This is a genomic window from Sphingomonas sp. R86520 (assembly GCF_042466285.1).
Lineage (GTDB): Bacteria > Pseudomonadota > Alphaproteobacteria > Sphingomonadales > Sphingomonadaceae > Sphingomonas.
Map to the genome: position 1 here is coordinate 2166649 of NZ_JAXHBZ010000001.1, position 17820 is coordinate 2184468.

The 17820-nt window shown below is 64.0% G+C and carries 15 protein-coding genes; 10 read left to right on the plus strand and 5 right to left on the minus strand.

The window, feature by feature from the left end; translation table 11 throughout:
- The first annotated feature begins 114 nt into the window (after positions 1-114).
- Genes SJY41_RS09875 through SJY41_RS09900 form a run of 6 tightly spaced genes read left to right on the plus strand, consistent with a single transcriptional unit; the run spans position 115 to position 7147 of the window.
- The gene (locus tag SJY41_RS09875; protein WP_380781275.1) at positions 115-567 is read left to right on the plus strand and encodes a GatB/YqeY domain-containing protein; all 453 of its coding nucleotides are present in this window, start codon (positions 115-117) and stop codon (positions 565-567) included.
- A gap of 59 nt (positions 568-626) precedes the next feature.
- A complete protein-coding gene (locus SJY41_RS09880; RefSeq protein WP_380781277.1) occupies positions 627-1112 on the plus strand; it encodes an endonuclease domain-containing protein in 486 nt (161 codons plus the stop codon).
- Positions 1103-2965 carry a DNA primase gene (dnaG, locus tag SJY41_RS09885; protein ID WP_380781279.1) on the plus strand — a complete coding sequence of 621 codons (1863 nt, stop codon included), beginning with the start codon at positions 1103-1105 and terminating at the stop codon, positions 2963-2965. Before SJY41_RS09880 ends, dnaG begins: the two co-directional genes overlap by 10 nt.
- Entirely contained in the window at positions 2965-4992 is a 2028-nt protein-coding gene (gene rpoD, locus SJY41_RS09890; protein WP_332799572.1) for an RNA polymerase sigma factor RpoD, read from the plus strand. The genes dnaG and rpoD overlap by 1 nt, the downstream gene beginning before the upstream one ends.
- Before the next feature lie 40 nt (positions 4993-5032).
- Complete coding sequence (locus SJY41_RS09895) at positions 5033-6598, plus strand: AbiV family abortive infection protein (protein ID WP_380781281.1); 1566 nt, start codon at positions 5033-5035, stop codon at positions 6596-6598.
- Between the two features lie 9 nt (positions 6599-6607).
- Entirely contained in the window at positions 6608-7147 is a 540-nt protein-coding gene (locus SJY41_RS09900) for a pseudouridine synthase (RefSeq protein ID WP_380781283.1), read from the plus strand.
- 969 nt (positions 7148-8116) lie between these two features.
- Here SJY41_RS09900 and rplS read toward each other — a convergent pair.
- Together rplS and trmD are read right to left on the minus strand one after the other, a co-directional pair.
- Positions 8117-8509: a 50S ribosomal protein L19 gene (gene rplS / locus SJY41_RS09905; protein WP_031395442.1), complete on the minus strand. Its 393-nt coding sequence runs from the start codon at positions 8507-8509 to the stop codon at positions 8117-8119.
- Positions 8506-9237, minus strand: a complete 732-nt coding sequence (gene trmD, locus SJY41_RS09910) for a tRNA (guanosine(37)-N1)-methyltransferase TrmD (protein WP_093399579.1) — start codon at positions 9235-9237, stop codon at positions 8506-8508. Before trmD ends, rplS begins: the two co-directional genes overlap by 4 nt.
- A gap of 108 nt (positions 9238-9345) precedes the next feature.
- Between trmD and SJY41_RS09915 the strand changes: the two genes are divergently transcribed.
- Positions 9346-10251, plus strand: coding sequence for an NAD(P)/FAD-dependent oxidoreductase (locus SJY41_RS09915; protein ID WP_380781286.1), 906 nt, complete (start codon positions 9346-9348; stop codon positions 10249-10251).
- Positions 10252-10338: 87 nt separating this feature from the next.
- Here SJY41_RS09915 and rimM read toward each other — a convergent pair whose 3' ends face one another.
- The 3 genes from rimM to ffh form a co-directional block, all read right to left on the minus strand.
- Positions 10339-10839 (minus strand): ribosome maturation factor RimM, encoded by a 501-nt coding sequence (gene rimM, locus SJY41_RS09920; RefSeq protein WP_380784103.1) that lies wholly within the window; start codon positions 10837-10839, stop codon positions 10339-10341.
- Between the two features lie 283 nt (positions 10840-11122).
- Positions 11123-11569, minus strand: coding sequence for a 30S ribosomal protein S16 (gene rpsP / locus SJY41_RS09925; protein WP_187504196.1), 447 nt, complete (start codon positions 11567-11569; stop codon positions 11123-11125).
- A 123-nt stretch (positions 11570-11692) separates the two neighbouring features.
- Positions 11693-13246, minus strand: a complete 1554-nt coding sequence (ffh, locus tag SJY41_RS09930; RefSeq protein ID WP_380781288.1) for a signal recognition particle protein — start codon at positions 13244-13246, stop codon at positions 11693-11695.
- A 343-nt stretch (positions 13247-13589) separates the two neighbouring features.
- Between ffh and SJY41_RS09935 the strand changes: the two genes are divergently transcribed.
- From SJY41_RS09935 to ftsY, 3 genes are all read left to right on the plus strand, one after another.
- The gene (locus SJY41_RS09935) at positions 13590-15215 is read left to right on the plus strand and encodes a putative bifunctional diguanylate cyclase/phosphodiesterase (protein WP_380781290.1); all 1626 of its coding nucleotides are present in this window, start codon (positions 13590-13592) and stop codon (positions 15213-15215) included.
- A gap of 247 nt (positions 15216-15462) precedes the next feature.
- Positions 15463-16710 (plus strand): tRNA (N(6)-L-threonylcarbamoyladenosine(37)-C(2))-methylthiotransferase MtaB, encoded by a 1248-nt coding sequence (gene mtaB, locus SJY41_RS09940; protein WP_380781292.1) that lies wholly within the window; start codon positions 15463-15465, stop codon positions 16708-16710.
- The gene (gene ftsY, locus SJY41_RS09945; RefSeq protein ID WP_380781294.1) at positions 16707-17642 is read left to right on the plus strand and encodes a signal recognition particle-docking protein FtsY; all 936 of its coding nucleotides are present in this window, start codon (positions 16707-16709) and stop codon (positions 17640-17642) included. Before mtaB ends, ftsY begins: the two co-directional genes overlap by 4 nt.
- Positions 17643-17820 lie beyond the last annotated feature (178 nt).

Genomic DNA, 17820 nt, shown 5'->3' on the forward strand with positions numbered 1-17820 from the left:
GATGTCGCTAAGTGGTGTCCGCTAAGGCCGGCGTGCCGCAGCGTCAATCTGTTAAACGGGCGGCGGACGCGCTATCCCGTCTGGCTACGCACGAACCACCTGAAAGACCAGTACATGATTCGCGACGACATCAAGGCTGCGCAGCTGACCGCCATGAAGGCCGGCGACAAGCCGAGCCGCAACGCTATCTCGTTGATCCAGGCTGCGATCAAGAACCGCGACATTGAGGCGCGTACGGGGAAGGCGCCCGAGAGCGACGACGCGCTGGTGGTCGAAGTGCTCCAGAAGATGGTCAAGCAGCGCCGCGAGTCGATCGAGATGTTTTCGAAGGGCGGCCGCCAGGAGCTCGCCGATGCGGAGACGGCCGAGGTCGCGGTGATCGAACGCTTCCTGCCGCAGCAGATGAGCGAGGCGGAAACGAGCGCTGCGATCGAGGCGATCAAGGCGGAACTCGGCGCGACCGGAATGAAAGACATGGGCCGCGTAATGGCGGAGCTGAAGGCTCGCCACGCAAGCGAGCTGGACATGAGCAAGGCAAGCGGCCTGGTAAAGGCGGCGCTGTCGTAAATTCTGCTCCGCTCGCGGGAGGGGTCGGGGGAGGGCAGCGCCACACAGGAGACGGAGCATTGGAACAACGCACCCGCATCCGAACACTCCGCACCAACCCCACCCGCGCCGAAAGCGCGCTGTGGCAGCACCTCGCCGCACGCCGAACCTCCGGCGTGCGGTTCAACCGCCAAGTCCCGATCGGCCCGTTCATCTGTGACTTCGTTTCCCGCGCAACGAAGCTCGTGATCGAGGTCGATGGCGGCCAGCATGACTGGCAATCCGACGACGACGCCCGGCGAACGCACTTCATCGAACAGCAAGGCTACCGTGTGATCCGGTTCTGGAACAACGATGTGTTGGAGCGGATGGAAGGCGTGGTGGCCGAGATCGGGCGTGTGCTTGCGGAACGCCCCTCCCCTAACCCCTCCCGCAAGCGGAAGGGGGACTCGGTTCCGCTCGCCGCAAACGCAACCCCCATTCTACTCCCCTCCCGCCTGCGGGAGGGGTCGGGGGAGGGCTTGGCCGCAAACCCCACCCCCACCAAAGTCACCCCATGGCGCTAACCCCACAATTCCTCGACGAGCTCCGCGGCCGCACCTCGCTCTCGGCGCTCGTCGGCAAAACCACCAAACTCACCAAGGCCGGTCGCGAGCACAAGGGGTGCTGCCCGTTCCACAACGAGAAGACGCCCAGCTTCTACGTCAACGACGAAAAGGGCTTCTACCACTGCTTCGGCTGCTCCGCGCACGGCGACGCGATCAAGTGGATGACCGACCAGCGCGGCCTCCCCTTCATGGACGCGGTGAAGGAGCTCGCGCAGGCCGCCGGGATGGACATGCCCGCGATGGACCGCCAGTCCGCTGCCAAAGCCGAACGTGCCAAGGGCCTGCACGAGGTGATGTCCGACGCCGCCGACTGGTTCACCGAACAACTGAGCGGCCTCCCCGGCACCGAAGCCCGCGCCCTGCTCGACCGCCGCGGCATCAAGCCCGAGACGGCGCGCGCGTTCGGCATGGGGTTCGCCCCCGACAGCCGCGGCAAGCTCAAGACCGCGCTGAAGGATTACGGCGACCCGATGCTGGTCGAGTCCGGCATGCTCATCTCGGTCGAGGGCAAGGACCCGTACGACCGGTTCCGCGGCCGCCTGATGATCCCGATCCGCGACCCCCGCGGCCGGACGATCGCGTTCGGCGGGCGCGTGCTCGACGGCGGCGAGCCGAAGTACCTCAACTCCCCCGACACGCCACTCTTCGACAAGGGCCGCACGCTCTACAATCTCGACAAGGCCGCCCCCGCCTCGCGCAAGTCCGGCCGCGTGCTGGTGGTCGAGGGCTATATGGACGTCATCGCGCTAGCCCAGACCGGCTTCGGCGAAGCGGTCGCGCCACTGGGCACCGCGCTCACCGAAGCGCAGCTCGAACGGCTGTGGCGGATGGTCGACGTCCCCCTGCTCTGCTTCGACGGCGACGGCGCCGGCCAGAAGGCATCCCTCCGGGCCGCCCACCGCGCGCTCCCGCTACTCGCGCCCGGCCGCAGCCTCGCCTTCGTCACGCTCCCGCAAGGCCAGGACCCCGACGACCTCGTCCGCGCTGGCGGTCCCGCCGCGTTCGAGGCGCTGCTGAAAACCCCCGAACAGCTCGTCGACCGGCTCTGGGCGTCCGAAGTCGCCGCCGAGGCGCTCGACACCCCCGAACAGCGCGCCGGTCTCAAGCGCCGCCTCCACGAACTCGCGGAAGGCATCGCCGACCCGTCGGTGAAGCAGCAATATCACGCAGAGTTCAAGAACCGCTTCTACGAGCATTTCAAACCCGTCCGCGCCCCCTTTGTGCCCAGAGGCGAGCGACCGAAAGGCGGCTGGAAGCCCCCGGCGGCCCCCGTCACCGAAGACGCGAAGGCCTTCCTCGCCACCGGCATCGACCGCGTCCTGGCGAAGGCGGTGCTCGCCGGGCTGATCCGCCACCCGGTCGAGATTGCGCGCCACATGGAGGTGCTCGGCTCCCTCCAAATGATCGACGGCGCGCTCGGGCGATTGTTCGAAGCGGTCGTAGATGTTGCACTTGAGGACCAGAAGCTTGATAGCGGGCGACTTCTCACCATATTGGCGAGGTCCGGTTTCAATTCAGTCGCGAGTGACCTGTTGAGAGCCGATACGATGCCCTATTCGTTCACGCAGACCACGGCCGATCCAGCCCGCGTCCGTGCCGACCTCGACGAGGCGATCGCGATCATGGTCGCCCGCCCTGAGGTAGACGCGGCACTGAAGCAGGCGACCGCGGCGATGCAGACGCACTTCACCGAAGATGCGTTCGAACGACAAGTGGCTATGGTAAGAGAGAAACAGGCGTTGGAAGTCCGACTTGCAAATCTTGTACAGTCGAACGAAGACGCCCGAGCGTTGGGTACCGAGGGCGATTGATGGCTAAGGCGAACATGGCGGAACCCGCCGAGACGAACGAAACCGGCGATGCGCCGCTGATCGACATGAACGATGCGTCGATCAAGAAGGTCATCGCGCGCGCCAAGAAGCGCGGCTACATCACCTATGAGCAGCTCAACGAAGCGCTGCCGCAGGGCGAGATGTCGTCCGACCAGATCGAGGACATCAGCGCCGCGCTGAGCGAGATGGGCATCAACATCGTCGAGAACGACGAAGCCGGCGAGGACGGCGAGACCGAGCCCGCCAAGGACGACGAGGACGAGCCGGAGGCCGCCGACGCGGATGCCGACACAGGCCCCGCGATCGAGAAGAAGAAAGAGACCATCGATCGCACCGACGATCCGGTCCGCATGTACCTGCGCGAGATGGGCGCGGTCGAGTTGCTCAGCCGTGAGGGCGAGATCGCGATCGCCAAGCGCATCGAGGCGGGTCGCGACACGATGATCCTCGGCCTGTGCGAATCGCCGATCACCTTCAACGCGATCATCGACTGGTCGACCGCGCTGAACGAGGGCACGATGCAGCTGCGCGAGATCATGGATCTCGACGCCATGCTGTCGAAGGACCCCGCCCCCGAAGCGATGGCCGAGGACGGCGAAGCCGACGACGGCGAGATCAGCGAGAAGAACGCGGGCCCCTCGTTCAAGGAAGAGGCCGAGCCCGAAGAACCGTCCGCCGACGAGGACGAGGACGGCGAGCGTCGCACCCCGCGCGCATCGGACGACGAGGAGGAGGACAACACCCTCAGCCTCGCGCAGATGGAAGAGCAGCTCAAGCCGATCGCGCTCGAGCGGTTCGCCAGCATCACCGCGCTCTACAAGAAGTTCAGCAAGATCCAGCAGAGCCGCGTCGACGCAATGGGCATCGGCGGCGATTTCTCCGCGGCCGACGAGCGCAAGTATCAGAAGCTGCGCGAGGAACTCACGGCGGAAGTCGAGAGCGTCCAGTTCCATAACGCCAAGATCGAATATCTGGTCGATCAGCTCTATGCCTATAACCGTCGCCTGACCGCGCTGGGCGGCCAGATGCTGCGCCTCGCCGAGCGCCACAAGGTGCCGCGCAAGGACTTCCTCGATCGCTATATCGGTCACGAGATCGACGAGAACTGGCTGACGACGGTCAACAAGGTCGACAAGAAGTGGACCGCGTTCGTCGCCAACGAGGGCGAGGCGGTCGAGCGCATCCGCGCCGAGATCGCCGACATCACGCAGCAGACCGGCATGGCGCTCACCGAGTTCCGCCGGATCGTCAACATGGTCCAGAAGGGCGAGCGCGAGGCGCGCATCGCCAAGAAGGAGATGGTCGAGGCGAACCTGCGGCTGGTGATCTCGATCGCCAAGAAATACACGAACCGCGGCCTTCAGTTCCTGGATCTCATCCAGGAGGGCAATATCGGCCTGATGAAGGCGGTCGACAAGTTCGAGTATCGTCGCGGCTACAAGTTCAGCACCTATGCGACGTGGTGGATCCGCCAGGCGATCACCCGCTCGATCGCGGACCAGGCGCGGACCATCCGTATCCCGGTCCACATGATCGAGACGATCAACAAGCTGGTCCGCACCAGCCGCCAGTTCCTCCACGAGCAGGGCCGCGAGCCGACCCCGGAGGAGATGGCCGAGCGCCTCTCCATGCCGCTCGAGAAGGTGCGCAAGGTGATGAAGATCGCCAAGGAGCCGATCAGCCTCGAAACGCCGATCGGCGACGAGGAGGATTCGCATCTCGGCGACTTCATCGAGGACAAGAACGCGATCATCCCGGTGGACGCCGCGATCCAGGCGAACCTGAAGGAGACGGTTACGCGGGTGCTGGCGTCGCTCACCCCGCGCGAGGAGCGCGTGCTGCGCATGCGCTTCGGCATCGGCATGAACACCGATCACACGTTGGAAGAGGTCGGCCAGCAGTTCTCGGTCACCCGCGAGCGCATCCGCCAGATCGAGGCGAAGGCGCTGCGGAAGCTGAAGCATCCGTCGCGTAGCCGGAAGATGCGGAGCTTCCTCGACCAGTAATTGGTTTGAAAGTTGCTGACAGAGAGACGGGCTGCGGGCAATGTACCGCAGCCCTTTTTCTGCTGAAACGGGCACAATGATGCCCCGATTTCGGCAAAGGATAGAAATGAGTGAAAACTTACTTCGCAACCGGCAACATTGCTTAGATCACGCTCAAGGCTTCGTGACCGCAGCCGAACGCATTGTCGCGACGGGTTTTCACCATATTGTGTATCATTTGAGCCTGCTAGCGCTCGAAGAAGTTGGCAAGTCCAGCATGATCGCAGGTATGATCGCGAACGCCGGAAGAGCCGACGACGGGTGGCTTACGAAGGCTTTTGGAAACCATGAACGCAAACTTCAGTGGGCTATCTGGTCGCCATTAACAAAAATTGATCCTGCAGATTTCGAGAATGCACGTAACTTTGCTGAGCGCGCGCACGCAATGCGTCTTGCTTCACTTTACGTTGATCCCAAAGCTGAAATCGCCGACATCCCAGCGCGCGATGTAGTGACGGCGGATGATGCAGCAAACGCGCTAGCGCTAGCTAAAGTACGTTTAGAACTCGAGTGCGCCCGCGGCTCTCCAGACCCCCTCAACTGCGCTACCGATAAAGATCTTAACTGGTTCCTTGACACGATGGCAGATGCTGACCGAGCAGGTCAGTTGCTCAGCAAGCATTTTGTCGATCGCTATAATGAGTTTGATGGCAATGCTCGGGAATGGATCGAATGGGCACGTGAAGAATTTGATCGCAACGAAAAAGAATCACAGGCACTTATACAATCCGAACTAGCCAAACCAGCTATTCCCGTTGGAAAGTCTAAGCCAAAATGGCGCGCGAGTACGACGGTATACTCGTCATCTCACTCACTGCGGCCTAAAGTTCTTCAGCACTGGAACAAAAATATTGACGTAGTTCAATTAATTTGGACCGGTAAAAAGAATCAGTTTACGGTTCAGGTCAATCTCAATGATAACTTACCGCTACCTACGCTTGCAGCGCGGGCTGTATCACTCGCAAAGCTCGTAACGGCCTGCTTGAATATTGGCTCGATTGGCTATTTTTGGTTTCAGCAATCGGGCTTTGAGCGCCGTATGTTTGACGAAGTCCGAGACCTTGAGAATAATCGGCGAATAGATTTCGAACCGAAATGCAGTTTTTGGGACGACTCCAAGGCGGTGGCTCTTACCGATGAACATATTGACCATGCTACCCGCTGCATGATGGCGTTCGCCCCCTTGTCCGAGGAGGATGCTCAGTCGATCTTTCGTCCGTACTACGACGGCCTTGCTTTGATGGCAAAATCAGACATCTTCTATGATTTTGATACGACCGCTCGGCGAGCCTTTACTGGAAGCCTAGCTGGTGCCTTCGCAAAATATGAAAACTGGAATGGAAAAGACGAAGACTTTCGGGCCTGCTATACGAAAGCTTTTGAACCCATTATCAAAGCCGAAGAAGACAGAAATCAGATGTTCAAGGTGCTGACCCTCGAAGGCGATCCAAATGAGACCTCACTAGCGAACCTGCGCTCAGCAAAACAATTAACGGATTTATATCTTATAACGGTGAGCAAACGTACCTGGAAGACCATACTTGGCAGTGGTCAAGCAGCGCAATAAAGCCCTGACATGCCCCGGGTAATCCTGTTCAACAAACCGTACGACGTGCTCAGCCAGTTCACCGACGTGAACAGTCCGACCCCGCGCGCGACGCTGTCGCAGTTCGTCGATGTGCCGGGCGTCTATCCGGCGGGGCGGCTCGACCGCGATAGCGAGGGGCTGTTGCTGCTGACCGACGACGGCCGCCTCCAGGCGCGGATCGCGGACCCGAAGTTCAAGCTGGCCAAGACCTATCTCGTGCAGGTCGAGGGCGATGCCGGCGAGGACGCGCTCGATCGGTTGCGCGGCGGCGTACTGCTGAAGGACGGCCCTGCCCGCGCCGAGGTCGAGCGGATCGCCGCGCCTGACCTCTGGCCGCGCGTGCCGCCGATCCGGGTCCGCGCGAGCATCCCCGATTGCTGGCTGAAGATAACGATCCGCGAAGGCCGCAACCGGCAAGTCCGCCGCATGACCGCCGCGATAGACCACCCCACGCTGCGGCTGGTCCGGTGGAGCATCGGCGACTGGACCCTGGCGGGTCTGGCGCCCGGCACGTGGCGCGACGCCTGACGGGGGCTTGAGGCGGGCTGACGGGTGCGTGGGGGCCACCTGCGGCGCGGGCGCTCATAATGCACGCCCATCAGCTGCGCAGCGTTCGCGACTGCGAGCGGAACGCCTCCCCACCCACGCCGTCATCCTGACGAAAGTCAGGACCCAGAGCCAAGCAGCGCGGCGTTTGGGATCCTGGGTCCTGACTTTCGTCAGGATGACGGAGAAGGGCATGTTCACGCGAAGGCGCTAAGGCGCAAAGAGAAGCAGCTTATTTAGCGCACTTGCCCGGTCTTCTCTTCGCGCCTTAGCGCCTTCGCGTGAATCCAGTCCTTGAGCTGCGCTCCGTGGCGCAATGTGATCATAAGTCCCGAGGATAGCGTTCCCCGCCCGCGAGGGGAGTGCGTTGCGTGACGCGCCGAAATTGCATGGTGCCACGACGAAAACTCCCTCCCCTTCAGGGGAGGGTCGGGGTGGGGCATGTCCACGCGAGCGCGCTATATGTGGCAAGGCCTCGTGCGGTCCAGACAGAGGCGATCCCGATCCGCCAGCAAGACGTGTTTCCCCGCGAAGGCGGGGACCCAGACTGGGCTCCCGCCTTCGCGGGAGAACAAGGAAGCGCAAGTCGCGCCTGCAAAGGAAGCGCGTCCCTGTCCGACCGAATAACCTCCCCCATGCTCTGAAGGACTGGGCAAGCGTGCAAACACCACCACCGCCGCTGGCCGACGCGCCAATCCGCTGTCCTACACGCGCCTCGGAGCGCACCTTCAGCGGATGCCCAACCCCGCCCCTATCCCGCATGCATCACCCTCGGCCCAGAACGCCCCTATCGACCCCCATATCAGGCGATGTGCAGAACGCTGTGAGACTGTGAACTTCGTGCACTTCCGCACTGCAGCATCGGCGCAAAACACTGATTTCAGGCGCACAACGAAAAAGGGCGCGGGGACCATCGCCCCCGCGCCCTTCTTCAACTCGAACAGGCTCCGATTACTCGGCGGCTGCGGTGCCCTTTGCAGGGCGCATGTCGCGACGCTCGGCGATACGCGCTGCCTTGCCGGTGCGGCCACGCAGGTAATACAGCTTGGCGCGACGCACGGCGCCCTTGCGGACGACTTCGATCGAATCGACGTTCGGCGAGTAGAGCGGAAAGACGCGCTCGACGCCCTCGCCGAAGCTCATCTTACGCACGGTGAAGTTCGAGCCCATTCCCTTGTTCGAGCGCGCGATGCACACGCCCTCGTAGTTCTGAATACGCGTGCGCTCGCCTTCGACGACCTTCACGCCGACCTTCAGCGTGTCGCCGGGGCGGAAATCGGGGATCGTCTTGTTGGCCAGGAACTTCGCGATGTTCTCGGCTTCGATCGTCTGCAACAGGTTCATGTCTCGTCCTCGTGTCGCTGCGCGCCAGAGGGCGACTGGACCCGAACGCCCTCATGGCGCTCCCAAAGGTCCGGTCGCCGTGACCGTGTATCGATCTCCGCGCGGCGTTTGCGCCATGCAGCGATCTTCGCATGATCCCCCGATCGCAGCACCTGCGGGATCGTGCGCCCTTCCCATTCCTGAGGTCGGGTATAATGCGGATATTCGAGCAGCCCCGTTTCGAAGCTCTCGTCATCCCCACTAGAAGCCGCGCCCATTACGCCGGGCAGCAGCCGAATGCAAGCATCGAGCAGCACCAGCGCCCCCATCTCGCCGCCCGACAGGATGTAGTCGCCGATCGAGACCTCCTCGATCTCCCGCGCCTCGAACAGCCGTTCGTCGAACCCCTCGAACCGGCCACAGAGAATGGTGACGCCGGGGCCCTGCGCGAGTTCGCGAACCCGCTCCTGCGTGAGAGGCTTCCCCCGAGGAGTCATGGCCAGCACCGGCCGCCCATCGGCAACGCTATCGATCGCCGAGGCTACGACGTCGGCACGGAGCACCATCCCAGCGCCGCCCCCCGCCGGCGTGTGGTCCACCGACTTGTGCTTGTCCGTCGCAAAGTCCCGGATCTGCACCGGCGAGCAGGACCACCGCCCCTCCCCCAGCGCGCGGCCCGCAAGCGACGTCCCCAGCGGCCCCGGAAACATCTCCGGATACAGCGTCAATATCGTGGCAGCGAAAGTCACAGCGTCCAATTCTCTATGCGTTTGCGCCAGCGTGCGGCGCCGAATGCGCCCAGCACCTATACGGATCGGCGCGGTGGAACAATTACGCTGGCGAAACGCTCGCGGCGAATGGACGATTGCATCATCATCGGCGCCGGCCCGGCAGGCCTCACCGCGGCGATCTATCTCGCGCGCTTCCACCTCTCGATCCGCCTGTTCGATTGCGGCAGCAGCCGCGCCGCGCTGATCCCGTGCACGCACAACCATGCCGGCTATCCCGAAGGCATCCGCGGCACGGACCTTCTCGCCCGTATGCTGGCGCAGGCGGAAACCTATGGCGCAGTCCGCGAGGGTGTGCGGGTAGACGCGATCGAGGTGGACGACGACGGCTTCACCGTACGACTCGGCGATCGCCGCGCGCGAGCCCCTAGCGTGCTGCTCGCCACCGGAGTCGTGAACAACCGTCCGAACATGCCCGACGCCATCCACGACGAAGCGCTGGAGGCGGGGTTGCTCCGCTACTGCCCGATCTGCGACGGCTACGAAGTCACCGACAAGCGCGTCGGCATAATCGGCACCGGCGACCACGGCATGCGCGAGGCGCTGTTCCTGCGCGGTTACACAAAGGACGTAACGCTGATCGCGCCCGAGGGGAGCCACGATCTCGATCCGGCATGCGATGCGGCGCTCGATGAAGCCGGGATCGTCCGCGTTGGGGGGCCATGCGGCGGCTATGCGATCGAGGGCGACAAGCTCGCGCTAGACACGGTCGAGGGGCGATTGTCGTTCGACAGCATCTATCCGGCGCTCGGATCGGTCATCCGCTCCGAACTGGCGGTCGCTGCTGGCGCGCGTGCCTCGGACGATGGCTGCTTGGAGGTCGACTCGCATCAGCGCACATCAATCCCCGGGTTATTCGCCGCCGGCGATGTCGTGAAGGGCTTGGACCAGATCAGCCACGCGATGGGTGAGGCAGGCGTCGCCGCAACGACGATCCGCAACATGCTCGCCGAGCAACGGCCTTTACGTCGGTAGTCGCTACTCTACTTGTTCTCCCGCGAAGGTGGGGGCCCAGACTGGGCTCCCGCCTTCGCGGGAGAACATTGGAACGCTAGTTCCGGTCTACTCGACGGTGAAAGACGATTCCACGACTAGCCGCTCTGCATTCCACTCCGGCACCGCCTCGACGCGCATCGGCACCATAAAGCGCTTGCCGGGCTTCTCGTCCACCGGAAGGCGTTCGATCTCGATCACGTCGCCCGCACCGAAATTATCGATCGCGACCACGCGGCCAATCGCCTCGCCATCCGTCGAGACAACGTCGAGCCCAATCAGATCGGTGTGATAATATTCGTCGTCTGCCAGCGGAGGCAGTGAGGACCGCGGCACCGTCAGTTCGGTTCCGCGCATCGCCTCGGCGGCGTTGCGATCCGCGACCTCGGCGAAGCGCGCGATCATGCCGTTGTTGCCGTTGCGGGCGGATTTCAGCGACAGCGCACCGTTGTTGAAGCTCTTATAGTTGCCGAAATTCTCGGCGAAGACCTTCAGCCGCACTTCGCCACCGATGCCGTGCGCACCGATGACGACGGCGAGCGTGACATCAGCCTTGCGCGGAGCCTTCATCGCGACCGGGAGTGTCGTCGGAGCCTTCGGCGGGGTCGTCGGCGGAGACGCCTTGGTTGGTGGCATCTTCGATGTCCTCGGGTGCGGGGGCTGTGCGGGGGTCGGTTTCGGGGGCCATCATGCGCTCCTGTTCGGGGTTACCGAAAAACAACGCACGAACGGCCGATCGGGTGCGGTCGGCGACCCGTGGTCGGCGCGGGAGATGCCTCCCGCCCGCCGTCACACCGGAGGTGTTCCGGCATGACGAAGAAAGGGCGGAGCAATCAAGCCCCGCCCCCAGATTTTACGAAGCGCTGGTGGCGTCTTCGATTTCGGCAGCAGCGACCTGCTCGGTCTCTTCGTTGCTGCCCGTAGCAGGTGCAGCCTTCGCAGCAGCTTCCGCCTCAGCAGCTTCAGCCGCCTTGGTCGCACGCTCTTCAGCGCGCTCGGTGGCCTTTTCGCCGGGCTTGCCCTTGTTCGGGTTGTTGCGGGCCGAACGCTCGAGCACGCCAGCCTGGTCGAGGAAGCGCGCGACGCGGTCGGTCGGCTGCGCGCCGACGCTCAGCCAATGCTTCGCGCGGTCGGCGTCGAGCTGCACGCGCTGCTCGTTGTCCTTGGCGAGGAGCGGGTTGTAGTTGCCGATCTTCTCGATGAAGCGGCCGTCACGCGGGCTGCGCGCGTCGGCAACGACGATCTTGTAATACGGACGCTTCTTGGAGCCACCGCGCGCGAGGCGAATGTTGATTGCCATGATATTTTCCTTCTGGATTTAAACGTCACCCCGGCGAAAGCTGGGGTCTTGTGGTTGTCAGGTCCCTCGCCCTCACCGGGAGATCCCAGCTTTCGCTGGGATGACGGTTAGGTTGGGGGTTGGTTATTTCTTCTTCAGAAAATCGTCGAAACCGGCAGGCATCTGCGGCATCTTGGGGCCACCAAGCCCCGGCAGCCCCCCGCCAGACATGCCGCCGCCGCCCGGCAGGCCACCGGCACCAGCCTTGTTGAGCATGTCGCCCATCTGCGGCCCGCCGATCGCATTGCCGATCCCGCCAAGGCCGCCCCCAAGGCCGCCCTTGCCGAGCATCGCCATCATGCCCTTCATGCCGCCCATCTTCTTGATCTTCTTCATGGCGGTCGACATTTCGAGGTGCATCTTGAGCAGCTTGTTGACCTCCTGGACGGTTGTCCCGGAGCCCTTGGCGATGCGGATCTTGCGCTTGGCGTTGATCAGTTCGGGCTTGTTGCGCTCCTTAATCGTCATCGAGCCGATCATCGCGTCCATGTGCACCAGCACCTTTTCGCCACCGACCGACGCAACCGCGCCCTGCGCCTTCTTCATGCCGGGAATCATCCCCGCCAGCGCGCCGAGCCCGCCCATCCGCTGCATCTGCGCCAGCTGGGCGCGCAGGTCGTTCATGTCGAACTGACCCTTGGCCATCTTGGCGGCCATGCGCTCGGCGTCTTCGGCCTGGATCGACTCCGCGGCGCGCTCGACCAGGCTGACGACGTCGCCCATGCCGAGAATACGCCCAGCAACACGCTCCGGATGGAACGCCTCGAGCGCGTCCAGCTTCTCGCCGGTACCCGCAAACTTGATCGGCTTGCCAGTGACCGCGCGCATCGACAACGCCGCGCCGCCGCGGGCATCGCCGTCCATGCGGGTCAGCACGATACCCGTCAGCGGCACCTGATCGCTGAAGTTCTGCGCGACGTTGACCGCGTCCTGGCCGGTCAGCGAGTCGACGACCAGCAGGATCTCGGCCGGGTTCGCGACGTCGGCAACCGCCTTCATCTCGTCCATCAACGCCTGGTCGACATGCAAACGACCCGCGGTGTCGAGCATCAGGACGTCATAGCCCTGGAGCTTGGCCGCCTGCATCGCGCGCCGAGCGATATCGACCGGCTGCTGGCCAGCCACGATCGGCAGCGTCGCGACGTCGATCTGCGTACCGAGCGTCGCCAGCTGCTCCTGCGCGTTCGGGCGATTGACGTCGAGCGACGCCATCAGCACCTTCTTACGCTCGCGACCGGCCTGTCCGAAATTGGCCTGCCCCGCCGCCAGACGCTTGGCGATCTTGGCGGTGGTGGTCGTCTTGCCCGAGCCCTGGAGGCCGACCATCATGATGACCGCCGGCGGCGTGACGCCCAGCTCGAGCTCGACGGCATCCGAGCCGAGCATCTCGACCAGCGCATCGCTGACGATCTTGACGACCTGCTGCCCCGGCGTGACCGAGCGCAGGACGTTCTGGCCGATCGCCTTCTCGGTCGCCTTCTCGACGAACTCGCGCGCCACGGGCAGCGCGACGTCGGCTTCGAGCAGCGCGACGCGCACTTCGCGCATCGCCGCGCGCACGTCCGCTTCGGTCAGCGCACCCCGGCCGCGAAGGCGGTCGAAGACGCCGCCAAGTCGATCGCTCAGGCTTTCGAACATCGAAATACTCCCATACACCGTTACCAAACGCAAAAGCGCCGGCGGGCGAAACCTCGCCGGCCAGCGTGCATCCTTGGATGCTCGTCCAATGCGCTCCGTAACGGAACGTGGGGCGCCACCTACTGGAATGCCAACCCGAACGCAAGCTGATCGCACCTTGCCGGCAACTGACCGCTGACGCGGACGGGATCTTCGTGGGTCGCGACTGATATTCGCTCTCCCACTGCGCCACATGCGGCCGCGATGACGACTAATATCGCCTCGAATTCATAATGGTTTTAACGCCTCCTACATTTCTTTCGGGCAAACCCGGTCGATCAACGACCGTACAGGCTAACAGGCAATGCCCATTCCACTGGCGGCGACTCGTTCGCTCCGCCATATCAGCCGCGAATTCATGACCGGTGCCGTCACCGGCGGCGCCGTGCTGTTGTTCGTCGGCACCGGCGGTACGGTCTTGCTCAAGGCCATGGAGCGCCTCAATGGCGGTCATGAGATCGTCGACCGCACATTGGTCGCCGTGATGCTGCTGAACGTCGCGTTGATTCTGTTCGGCTGGTTTCGCTATCGCGGCCTCGCCGACGAACTCACCCAGCTCACCAATGCCGGCCGACGCGCGAATGCCCTGTTGCAGCACGATCCGCTGACCGGCTTCCTCAATCGCCGGAGCCTGATCGAGCAAGGCGCGGTTCTCTTCAACGGCGCGCGCCGCCGCGGCAAGACAATGGCCTTGCTCAACATCGACCTCGACCACTTCAAGACCGTCAACGACATGCACGGCTATGCCGCCGGCGATCTGCTGCTTGCACACGTTGCCAAGACGATTGGCGAGATCATGCCGAGTTCAAGCCTGCTTTCGCGGCTTGGCGCAGATGAGTTCGCCTGCGCCTTCGTCTTCGACTCCTCGCAACCGCGCGTCGTCGACCGACTGGCCGAACGCCTTCTTGCCGGCCTTGCCCAGCCGTTCGTGACCAACGGTACCGAGATCCATGTCGGCACGTCGATCGGCATAGCCCGCTCCGACCTGGATTGTACCTCGATCGACGCCTTGTTGCGCACGTCGGATATCGCGCTTCACGCCGCGAAGTCGGCCGGCCGCAATCGGCATGCGTGGTTCGACCACGCAATGGAACGTTCGTTGCAACTGCGCGGGGAACTCGAAGCCGGATTGCGCAGCGCGATTCCCCACAATGAAATCGTCCCGTATTTCGAGCAGCAGGTCGATCTCAATACCGGTCGGATCACCGGCTTCGAGGTGCTCGCGCGGTGGGAGCATCCGACGCGCGGCACGATCGCGCCCGATGTCTTCATTCCGATCGCCGAAGAGATCGGCCTGATCGGCGACCTGTCGCTTTCCATGATGCGACAGGCGTTCGCCGCCGCACGCGACTGGGACGCCGGATTGACGCTGTCGGTCAACATCTCGCCGTTGCAACTCCGTGATGCCTGGCTGCCTCAGAAGATCATAAAGACGCTCGTCGAGACCGGTTTCCCCGCCAGCCGGCTTGAGATCGAGATTACCGAGAGTGCGCTGTTCGACAATGTCCCGCTGGCCCAGTCGATCGTGGGTAGTCTCAAGAATCAGGGCATCCGCTTGGCGCTCGACGACTTCGGCACCGGCTATTCGAGTTTGGCGCATCTGCGGGCACTGCCGTTCGACCGGATCAAGATCGACAAGAGCTTCGTCGCATCGATCCTCGACAATCCGGAAAGCATGGCGATCGTCAACACTATTGCGCGCCTAGGTGACAGCCTCAACCTGCCCACCACTGCTGAAGGCATCGAAACCGCGGCGATCGAGGACCGGTTGCGGGGTATCGGCTGCACCAAGGGTCAGGGCTATCTCTATGGGCGGCCGCTGGGTGCGGCTGAGGTTCGTCGGTTGCTGGCCGAGAAGCGCCTTCTGGCACAGCGCCCCGACCGCGATGCGCCCCCGCCGCGCGGAATTGCGCCGCGTTTGGCGGGCTGACTGGAAGCGGTAGCTTTACGTGCCCACCTCACCCCTTCCAGAGCACCATCCTGGCGAAGGCCGGCACCGAGCTAGAAAGGTAACAGTAACGACGCGCACCGCGTTGTCATTCCCGTCCCCCAACTAGTTCCCGGCCTCCGCCGGGGTGGTTACTCGTGCAGTGATGCACGCAGCCATTGATAACGGAACGCGGCCCGCTAAACCGCAAACCGTGGACTTCGCCTCCCGCCGCTCCTAAATCGCGCGCATGTCACCCGCCCCCGCGCCAGAGGTCATCAGCCTCGGCTGCCGCCTCAACATCGCCGAGAGCGAGACCATCCGCGCGCTCGTCGCCGGGCGGGACATGGTCGTGGTCAACAGTTGCGCGGTCACCAACGCCGCCGTGAAGGCAACGCGCGTCGCCATCCGCCGCGCCAAGCGCGACCGCCCCGAAGCACAGATCGTCGTCACCGGGTGCGCCGCGCAGATCGATCCGGCCAGCTTCGCCGCGATGCCCGAAGTCGACCGCGTCATCGGCAACGCCGACAAGCTCATGTCGCAAGCTTGGACTACCGATACCGCGGTCGTCGTCTCCGACATCATGCAGGTTCGCGAGACCGCCCTCCATCTCTCCGCCAGCTTCTCCGCCCACGCTAGAGCGTTCGTCGAGGTCCAGAACGGCTGCGACCACCGCTGCACCTTCTGCGCGATCCCGTTCGGCCGCGGCCCGAGCCGCTCGGTCCCCGCCGGCGCGGTCGTCGACCGGATCGCCGGCCTCGTCGATGCGGGCCACCGTGAGATCGTCCTGACCGGCGTCGACCTCACCAGCTACGGCCCCGACCTCCCCGGCGCGCCGACGCTCGGCCATCTCGTCGAACGCATCCTGCGTCACGTCTCGAAACTCGAACGCCTGCGCCTATCCTCGCTCGACGGTATCGAGATCGACGACCGCCTCTTTACACTGCTGACGACCGAAGCGCGGATCATGCCGCACGTTCACCTCTCGCTCCAGGCCGGCGACGACATGATCCTCAAACGGATGAAGCGCCGCCACTCGCGCGCCGAAAGCGTCGCACTCGTTGACCGTCTCATAACCGCGCGCCCCGACATCGCGATCGGCGCAGACCTGATCGCCGGCTTCCCGACCGAGGACGCGGCGATGTTCGCCAACACGCTCGCGCTGATCGACGACTGCCACATCGTCCATCCGCACATCTTCCCCTATTCGCCGCGCGCCGGCACCCCCGCCGCCCGCATGCCGCAGGTCGAGCCCGAAGTCCGCCGCCACCGCGCCGCCCTCCTTCGCGGCGCCGGCGAAATATCGCGCGCGAACTGGCTCCGAACTCTCGTCGGCACGCGCCAAGACATGCTCGTCGAACGACCCGGCGACCGCGGCCATATCGGCAATTTCGCCGAAGTGGCACTGGACGAACCCGCCATACCCGGCGACATCGTCCGCATTACGATCACCGGCGCAACGTCCGACCGCCTCAGCGCAACACGAGAACCATCATGAGCACCACCCCAACCTGGCACGACAAGCTGATCGGCGGCTTCAAGCGCACCTCCGACCGGCTCGTCGGCAACCTCGCCGGTCTCGGCGGCGCGCGGCTCGACAATGCGACGCTCGACGACATCGAGGAAGCGCTGATCGCCTCCGATCTGGGCCCCGAGACCGCCGGTCGCATCCGTGGCCGCCTCGCCGACGGCAGCTTCGAACGCAACATGGAAGAGCTCGGCATCCGCGTGATCGTCGCGGAAGAGGTCGAGAAGGTGCTCGCCAAGGTCGCCAAGCCGATCGAGATCGACGCGTTCCCGCGGCCGCAGGTGATCCTCGTCATCGGCGTCAACGGATCGGGCAAGACCACCACCATCGCCAAGCTCGCGCATCTATTGATGGAGCAGGATTACGGCGTGATGCTGGCCGCAGGCGATACCTTCCGCGCCGCCGCGATCGGCCAGCTCCGCACTTGGGCCGAGCGCGTCGGCGTGCCGATCGTCACCGGCCCCGAGGGCGGCGACGCAGCGGGCGTGGTGTGGGACGCGGTCAAGAAGGCGACCGAGACCGGCATCGACGTGCTGATCGTCGACACCGCCGGCCGCCTCCAGAACAAGCGCGAGCTGATGGACGAACTCGCCAAGATTCGCCGCGTGCTGGGCCGCATCAATCCCGACAGCCCGCACGACATCGTCCTGGTGCTCGACGCGACCACTGGCCAGAACGCGCTCCAGCAGATCGAGGTCTTCAAGGAGGTCGCAGGCGTCACTGGCCTCGTGATGACCAAGCTCGACGGTACCGCACGCGGCGGCGTGCTGGTCGCAGCGGCGGAGAAATACGGCCTCCCGATCCACGCGATCGGCATCGGCGAGGGCATGACGGACTTGCGCCCGTTCGATGCGAACGAGGTGAGCCGGATCATCGCAGGGGTGGAGAGCGTTCGGAAGTAATCTCTCCCTCCGTTCGCCCTGCGCCCTCGTTTTCCGTTCGCCCTGCGCCCCTCTTTTCCGTTCGTCCTGAGCGTAGTCGAAGGACCGGCCCGTTTGTGGCATGTCCTTCGACTACGCTCAGGACGAACGGTATTCTGGATTGATCTCGTGACCCTCACCAAGCCCCCCCTATCCCCCG

Bases quoted from the DNA above. Each gene is read 5' to 3' on its own strand.
- SJY41_RS09875 (WP_380781275.1), top strand. From the start codon at position 115: ATGATTCGCGACGACATCAAGGCTGCGCAGCTGACCGCCATGAAGGCC.
- dnaG (WP_380781279.1), top strand. From the start codon at position 1,103: ATGGCGCTAACCCCACAATTCCTCGACGAGCTCCGCGGCCGCACCTCG.
- rpoD (WP_332799572.1), top strand. From the start codon at position 2,965: ATGGCTAAGGCGAACATGGCGGAACCCGCCGAGACGAACGAAACCGGC.
- SJY41_RS09895 (WP_380781281.1), top strand. From the start codon at position 5,033: ATGTACCGCAGCCCTTTTTCTGCTGAAACGGGCACAATGATGCCCCGA.
- SJY41_RS09900 (WP_380781283.1), top strand. From the start codon at position 6,608: ATGCCCCGGGTAATCCTGTTCAACAAACCGTACGACGTGCTCAGCCAG.
- rplS (WP_031395442.1), bottom strand. From the start codon at position 8,509: ATGAACCTGTTGCAGACGATCGAAGCCGAGAACATCGCGAAGTTCCTG.
- SJY41_RS09915 (WP_380781286.1), top strand. From the start codon at position 9,346: ATGGACGATTGCATCATCATCGGCGCCGGCCCGGCAGGCCTCACCGCG.
- rimM (WP_380784103.1), bottom strand. From the start codon at position 10,839: ATGAAGGCTCCGCGCAAGGCTGATGTCACGCTCGCCGTCGTCATCGGT.
- rpsP (WP_187504196.1), bottom strand. From the start codon at position 11,569: ATGGCAATCAACATTCGCCTCGCGCGCGGTGGCTCCAAGAAGCGTCCG.
- ffh (WP_380781288.1), bottom strand. From the start codon at position 13,246: ATGTTCGAAAGCCTGAGCGATCGACTTGGCGGCGTCTTCGACCGCCTT.
- SJY41_RS09935 (WP_380781290.1), top strand. From the start codon at position 13,590: ATGCCCATTCCACTGGCGGCGACTCGTTCGCTCCGCCATATCAGCCGC.
- mtaB (WP_380781292.1), top strand. From the start codon at position 15,463: ATGTCACCCGCCCCCGCGCCAGAGGTCATCAGCCTCGGCTGCCGCCTC.
- ftsY (WP_380781294.1), top strand. From the start codon at position 16,707: ATGAGCACCACCCCAACCTGGCACGACAAGCTGATCGGCGGCTTCAAG.